A 7,055-nucleotide genomic window follows, 5' to 3' on the forward strand; every position below is an offset into this window, starting at 1 on the left:
GAAAAACCAGGTTCACTGAGGACCTGGTTTTTTATCTATCAAATTCTTTGTTGAAATTTTACATTCTGACATCCGGATATCCGGTGATTTCCCAGCCGCCATCGACAACCAGGGTGGTGCCTGTAATATAACTTGCGCCTTCACTTGCAAGAAATACGGCGGGTTTTGCAATTTCCTCCGGAGTAGCAGGTCGCTTTGCTGGAATTCTTTCTTTAAATCGGCGATCCAGTTCTTCATTGTCTGTGATCGCCTTTGTCAAACGAGTATCCACCAATCCTGGAAGAATGGCGTTCACATTAACATGATAATCAGCCAATTCAAGAGCTGCATTTTTAGTTAACATATTAACAGCCGCTTTTGCTGACGAATATGCCCCAGCGTAATAGGATGGAACATCCCCATTCAATGAAGAAATATTCACCAGCTTACCACCATTTTGCTTTTTCATTTGTTTGCCAACATATTTGATAAATAAGAAAACACCATTTAAAACTAAATTGATTGTAAAATTCCAATCAGCTAAGGGTTGATCGATAATTAAGCCTGATTTTGAAGCTCCAGCAACTTGGAAAGAATAATCAATCTTGCCATATTTTTGAACCACATAATCAACAAATTCTTTTACATCGCTTTCATTTGTAACATCAACCCGTTTACCATCAAACAGTTCGTTCGCTTTTTTCGCTTCATTTAGAGCATCTTCGTTGATGTCAGCAGCTACAACTTGAATATCTTTATTCATTAATTCTTTCGAGATAGCCAAACCAATCCCACTTGCCCCACCAGTCACAATCGCTATTTCTTTACTCATAACAAATCCTCCATTTGATTCACGGCTTACAACTTATATATCTTATTTTGCATCTATATGATAACGTAAACATAATGGTTAATGGGAAATTTTGAATCACAATTTAGTAACAAAACCATCTACATTCTGACATCCGGATATCCCGTGATCTCCCAGCCGCCATCGACAACTAGAGTGGTGCCATTGATATAACTGGCTGCCTCGCTGGTAAGAAAAATCGCTGGGCCCGCAATTTCCTCCGGTCTGGCTGGTCGTTTCACCGACAGTGTTTCTGCTTGATCCAATGAATGTTCATCGATCGCTGGATAGCTGTCAACAATTCCTGGAAGAATCGAATTCACCTGTACATTGGCGGCCGCCAACTCTAACGCGGCACTTTTTGTAAAAATATTGATGGCTGATTTAATGGCCGCGTAATCTTCACTGCAATACGACTGAACGTGCGCGTCCATCGAGGCAATGTTAACAATCTGGCCGCTTCCTTGTTTCTTCATTTGTCGACCAACGTTCTTGATGAATAAAAAAACACCATTTAACGCCAAATCAATCATGAAATTCCAATCGGTTAATTGTTCATCAATAATGAGCCCCGCCTGATAGGGAACTGCAATTTGAAAAGAGTAGTCGATTTCCCCGTATTTATCAGTGGCCTGCTTCACGAAATTTTCAACAGCGTCTTCTGCGATTGGATCAACAACCTGCCCATCAAACAACTCATAGTGTTGGCTGGCATCCCCCAAAGCAGCTTCATCATCACCAGTACCAATCACCCGAACTTTTTTGGCCATTAATTGTTTTGAGATTGCCCAACCAATGTCACTGGTCGCATTGGTCACAATTGCAACTTTATCACTCATGATCATTTCCCCTTACGATTCTATGTCCTAATCTGCATTTTTATAATAACCCTATTGTTATTGGTGAGGGGAAATTTTGACTTGCTAATTGAGTGAAGCTGTGAGAAACAGGGTTCATCACTCGAAGCAGAAGTTTCTGCTTCGCTTTTTACTTGGGGTCGTCGGTTGGTAAACGTCCTTTAAAAAGTAGGTGAATGAAAGATTTTTACGAAATACCAAAAGAGGTAATGCATTCAAAAACCAGAATGCATTACCTTCTTTCACTTAACTTCGGGGATCAATCGTGATTCGTCCCTATCTTACTCAGCCAATTTCGTAATCTTTCCCTGTTGGATATAAACACTCAAAATGGCAATATCGGCGGGATTAACCCCACTAATTCTTGAAGCTTGAGCGATGGTTTCTGGATGAATCTTCTGCAACTTTTGACGCGCCTCGGTAGCGATACCGTCGATTGCGTCGTAATCAATCCGATCCGGGATCTTTTTAGCTTCCATCTTCTTCATTTTGGCGACGCTCTGTTCGGCCTTCTTGATATAACCCGCATATTTGGTTCGAATTTCAACTTGTTCAATCACGTGGCGATCCAAGGGTTGGTCCGCTGCTGGGATAAATCTGAGCAACGTTTGATAATCAACGTATGGTCGACGTAAAAAGATTGCGGCAATCACGCCATCCTGCAGTGGCTTATCGCCATGCTCCTGAACAAAAGCATTGACTTCATCAGATGGCTTAATCCGAATTTGGCTCAGCCGATCTAATTCAGCTTCGATTGCCTGCTTTTTGGCTAAGAACTTCTGGTAACGATGATCCGAAATTAAGCCAATTTCATGGCCCTTTTCAGTTAACCGCATATCAGCGTTATCCGTTCGTAACAACAACCGATACTCAGCTCGGCTAGTCAGCAATCGATAAGGTTCCTTAGTTCCCTTGGTGACCAAATCGTCAATCATCACACCGATGTAAGCTTCGTTTCGTTTCAGAACGAAAGGTCCCTTACCCAAGGCTCTTCGGCCAGCGTTAATGCCGGCAATCAACCCTTGTCCGGCGGCTTCTTCATAACCAGAAGTGCCGTTAGTTTGACCGGCCGTAAATAGATTTTTGACCACTTTGGTTTCCAAAGTCGGCTTCAACTGGTAAGGGGCAACAACATCATATTCAATGGCATAACCTGGCCGCATCATTTGCGCATTTTCCAAGCCGGCAATTGTATGAATCATCTTTTGCTGAACCTCTTCGGGCATTGAAGTAGATAGACCGTCAACGTACCACTCTTCCGTTTTGCGGCCTTCAGGTTCCAAGAACAATTGATGTCTGCTCTTATCAGCAAAACGAACAATTTTATCTTCAATCGATGGGCAGTAACGAGGGCCGACGCCTTCAATCACACCAGTAAACATTGGGGCGCGGTCAAGGTTATCACGAATAATCTTATGAGTAGTTTCGTTCGTATAAGTTAACCAGCATGATAGTTGGTCCTTAACTGCTAGATAGTCCTCATCGGCTGATTCAAAACTAAAATGATGAGGTTTCTCGTCTCCAGGTTGTTCCTCGGTCTGGGAATAATCAATGGTCGTCCCATCAACTCGTGGTGGGGTCCCGGTTTTGAATCGTTCCAGATCAAATCCCAATTCTTCAAGGTTACCGGATAATTTTTCAGCAGGTTGGGAGTTATTGGGACCTGATGCGTACATCAATTCACCAATGATAATCTTGCCACGAGCAGCAGTTCCTGCAGCAATCACGACTGCCTTGGCTTGGTATTTTGCACCAGTGTTGGTCACGACGCCCTTGCAGACACCGTCTTCAACAATTAAGGAATCAACAATTCCCTGACGCAAAGTTAAGTTGGGTTCTTTTTCAATCGTATGCTTCATCTCAGCATGATAGGCATGCTTATCTGCTTGGGCCCGTAATGCCTGAACAGCCGGCCCCTTACCGGTATTGAGCATCCGCATCTGAATGTAGGTCTTATCGATGTTACGACCCATCTCGCCACCCAATGCATCAACTTCCCGGACAACCGTTCCCTTTGCAGGCCCCCCGACAGATGGGTTACATGGCATGAATGCCACCATGTCCAAGTTAATTGTCAGCAGCAACGTTTTATTCCCCATCCGGGCAGCAGCCAAAGCGGCCTCACAACCAGCATGGCCAGCTCCGACGACGATCACGTCATAATCTTCTGCGCGATATTTTTGTTTAACATCGCTTACTCGTAAACTTTTCAACAGAATTCCTCCATATGTTTCACATGAAACACGTTATTTTCCTAAACAGAACTGGCTAAATAATTGATCAATAAGTTCATCTTGATAACTATCTCCAGTGATCTCACCTAAGAAATCCCAACAGCGAGTCATATCAATCTGAACCAAATCAACCGGCATCCCAGCATCAAGCCCTTTGATTACATCTTCCAAGGCACCCTTGGCCTGATTTAACAAGCCAATATGACGGGCATTAGTCACCATGATGTCATTTTGGCTGCTTTCGATGCCTTCATTGAAGAACATGTTGGCAATCAGCTCTTCTAATTGGTCTAGTCCGTTAGCTTTAATGGCAGATGTTGAAATGACATTCTTGCCATTCGCCATTGCCTTGATTTCTTGTAAATCTAATTTAACGGGTAAATCAGTTTTATTTAACACAATGATGCGTTGTTTGTCTTTTGTCGCAGCCAATAATTTTTTATCTTCGGCGGTAAGGGCTTCACTGGCGTTTAAAACCAGCAACACCAAATCAGCACTGTCGATCGCTTTTCGAGAACGATCAACCCCAATTTTTTCGACCTTGTCTTTCGTATCACGAATTCCAGCCGTATCGACGAGCTTCAGCGGCACGCCACGAACATTGACGTATTCTTCCAACACATCCCGCGTCGTTCCCGGAACATCGGTCACAATCGCCTTATCTTCGTGTAACAAATTGTTCAACAAGCTGGATTTCCCAACGTTGGGCCGGCCAATAATCGAAGTCGCCAATCCTTCCCTGAGGATCTTTCCCTGTTTGGCAGTACTTAGTAACTGAACAATCCGGGCATGGACGTCATTGGCTTTTTCTCGTAAGAGCTTGCTGGTCATCGTCTCCACATCATCGTACTCTGGATAATCGATGTTCACTTCAACTTGAGCCAGCACGTCCAGAATGTCTTTCCGTAAGTGTTTAATCAAATGGGATAAATTACCGTCCAGCTGACTAATAGCGGCCTTCATGGACCGATCGGTTTTAGCCTCGATCAAATCCATCACTGCCTCAGACTGGGACAAATCAATTCGGCCATTTAAAAAGGCCCGCTTCGTAAATTCCCCTGGTTCAGCCATTCTGGCTCCGGTACTCAAAACCAGCTGGAGGATGCGGTTAGTTGCCACAATCCCACCATGACAGTTAATTTCGACAATATCTTCTTCGGTATAAGTGTGCGGAGCTCTCATGACAGAGAGCATCACCTCATCAATTTCCTCGTTAGTTTGCGGATCGACAATGTGCCCGTAATTAATCGTATTGCTGGCAACTTTATCAAGGTTCTTTCCCCGATAGATTTTTTTAGCAACGTCAAACGCCTCTTCACCACTAATCCGGATGATTGAAATGCCACCTTCACCAGGCGGTGTCGAAATAGCCGCAATCGTATCAAATTCTGTTGTTGTTAAAACCATGATTAAGCTTCCTCCCGCATCAAAACAATGCTAATAGTAAGATATTAAACCACAAAATAACTATCAGCGCACAAAAAAAGCGCCACTCCACACTAAAAAGAACTAGCATGGATAAAGCACTTTGACTACTTTACCTAGTTAAGATAAGAATGATTAACTTCATGATATTTTAAAGTGAGTGATTTGTCAATCGAAATTTGGACTTGTAACAAAACTGCTTACTTTGGCGCCACGACGATCACTCGGTGGGGTTCTTTGCCAGTAGAGTACGTAATGACGTATTCATTATCAGCTAGCGCATTGTGGATTTGTTTGCGCTCAAAAGAAGGCATCGGGTTTAAGTAAACCGGTTTGCCATTTGCAATCGCATTTCGAGCCGTCTTTTCAGCCAACTGTTTGAGGGCATCGCTTCTTCTGGAACGATAATTTGCGGTATCTAACTCGACATCAACGTTGTTGGCGCCGAGTCGGTTAATGAAAATTTGAGACAAGTTTTGGAGCGCATTAATCGTCCGACCATGACGACCGATTAAACGGCTCTCTTGGTCAGTATCAATATCAATATAGATTGAATGCTTATTTTGAATATCCAACTTTAATTTGAACGAAAATCCCATTGCCTTGATGACATCACTTAAATAATTGGCAAGTTGCTGCGAAACATCCTCTAAATCAATGACTTTTTCAGCTGGTTCACTTGATTCAGAATGATGCTGGTTGGTTTCTGATTGAACGTTCGTCCCTTTATTACCAGGGCTAAAACGACTTTTTTTAGTAATTTTTACTTGAGCTGGTTTGCGACCGAATCCTAAAAATCCTTTTTTAGGTTGTTGAACAACAGTTACTTCAACTTGGTCCTGAGTGAGTGATAATGTATTGAGTCCTTGTTCTACGGCGTCTTGGATGGTTTTTCCAGAGTAAATTGACATAATAAACTCCCTTTTATTTGAATGGATTTAACCAATTAATACTAGCATAAAAATCAACGTTTATAAATGGTTTCCGATAAAAAACGCAAACTAATCGGAAACTTTAAAATAATTGATATATTTGCAATCGCCATTTAACCAAATCTTCATGAAGTCGGTATAATAGACTGTAATCACCTCTACCTGAGAATCTAATGAAGGAGAGAACAATCGATTGGTTTTCGTTTTGGGGAGTGTCAATATTGGCAAATATCAATCAGTATGATGCAGGACGAAATATTCAAATAGATCGACAGCACCGGCTTAGTAAACTTGAAGAGGCCCAACAGATCACTTTCGCAAATTTGACCGCCTACTCAGTCATCATGACCGCTGAATTAATCATTGGATATTGGAACCATATCACCGTTTTGATTGCCGATGGATTAAATAACCTCACTGGCGTTTGTGGTGCCGCCATTTTGATTATTGGCTTACGGGTTTCCAGACGACCGCCGGACTCCAACCACGTGCTCGGCCACTGGCAATACGAAAATATTGCTGCCCTCTTATCTGCCACAATTATGTTTGCGGTCAGCCTTCAAATTTTAGTTGATGGCGGGTTCGCCATTCGCAATTTCTTTGAAGGACATTCCGTTCAGCCAAATAGTTGGTCGTTGGGGATCAGTTTGCTATCAGCCATCGTCATTTCAATTTTGGCCAAGTACAACTCGTTGAAGGGTGCTCAGCTCAATAATCAGGCCCTAAGAAGCTGTCCAAGATCTATGATTTTTGATATACTTCTATGTAAAAAGCGAGT

At 42.7% G+C, this 7,055-nt stretch carries 6 protein-coding genes; 1 reads left to right on the top strand and 5 read right to left on the bottom strand.

The window, feature by feature from the left end; translation table 11 throughout:
* Positions 1 to 58: 58 nt before the first annotated feature.
* The 5 genes from FD12_RS07410 to jag form a co-directional block, all read right to left on the bottom strand.
* Positions 59 to 811: an SDR family NAD(P)-dependent oxidoreductase gene (locus FD12_RS07410; RefSeq protein ID WP_056982401.1), complete on the bottom strand. Its 753-nt coding sequence runs from the start codon at positions 809 to 811 to the stop codon at positions 59 to 61.
* Between the two features lie 119 nt (positions 812 to 930).
* Positions 931 to 1,668, bottom strand: a complete 738-nt coding sequence (locus FD12_RS07415) for an SDR family NAD(P)-dependent oxidoreductase (RefSeq protein ID WP_056982403.1) — start codon at positions 1,666 to 1,668, stop codon at positions 931 to 933.
* A gap of 299 nt (positions 1,669 to 1,967) precedes the next feature.
* Complete coding sequence (gene mnmG, locus FD12_RS07420) at positions 1,968 to 3,899, bottom strand: tRNA uridine-5-carboxymethylaminomethyl(34) synthesis enzyme MnmG (protein ID WP_056982405.1); 1,932 nt, start codon at positions 3,897 to 3,899, stop codon at positions 1,968 to 1,970.
* 33 nt (positions 3,900 to 3,932) lie between these two features.
* Complete coding sequence (mnmE, locus tag FD12_RS07425; RefSeq protein ID WP_056982407.1) at positions 3,933 to 5,327, bottom strand: tRNA uridine-5-carboxymethylaminomethyl(34) synthesis GTPase MnmE; 1,395 nt, start codon at positions 5,325 to 5,327, stop codon at positions 3,933 to 3,935.
* A 218-nt stretch (positions 5,328 to 5,545) separates the two neighbouring features.
* Positions 5,546 to 6,256, bottom strand: coding sequence for an RNA-binding cell elongation regulator Jag/EloR (jag, locus tag FD12_RS07430; protein WP_056982409.1), 711 nt, complete (start codon positions 6,254 to 6,256; stop codon positions 5,546 to 5,548).
* Positions 6,257 to 6,489: 233 nt separating this feature from the next.
* Between jag and FD12_RS07435 the strand changes: the two genes are divergently transcribed.
* Positions 6,490 to 7,055, top strand: a 566-nt coding sequence (locus FD12_RS07435; protein ID WP_162258726.1) for a cation diffusion facilitator family transporter, incomplete at its 3' end; no start/stop codon positions are given.

It is taken from the genome of Lentilactobacillus rapi DSM 19907 = JCM 15042 (assembly GCF_001436255.1).
Lineage (GTDB): Bacteria > Bacillota > Bacilli > Lactobacillales > Lactobacillaceae > Lentilactobacillus > Lentilactobacillus rapi.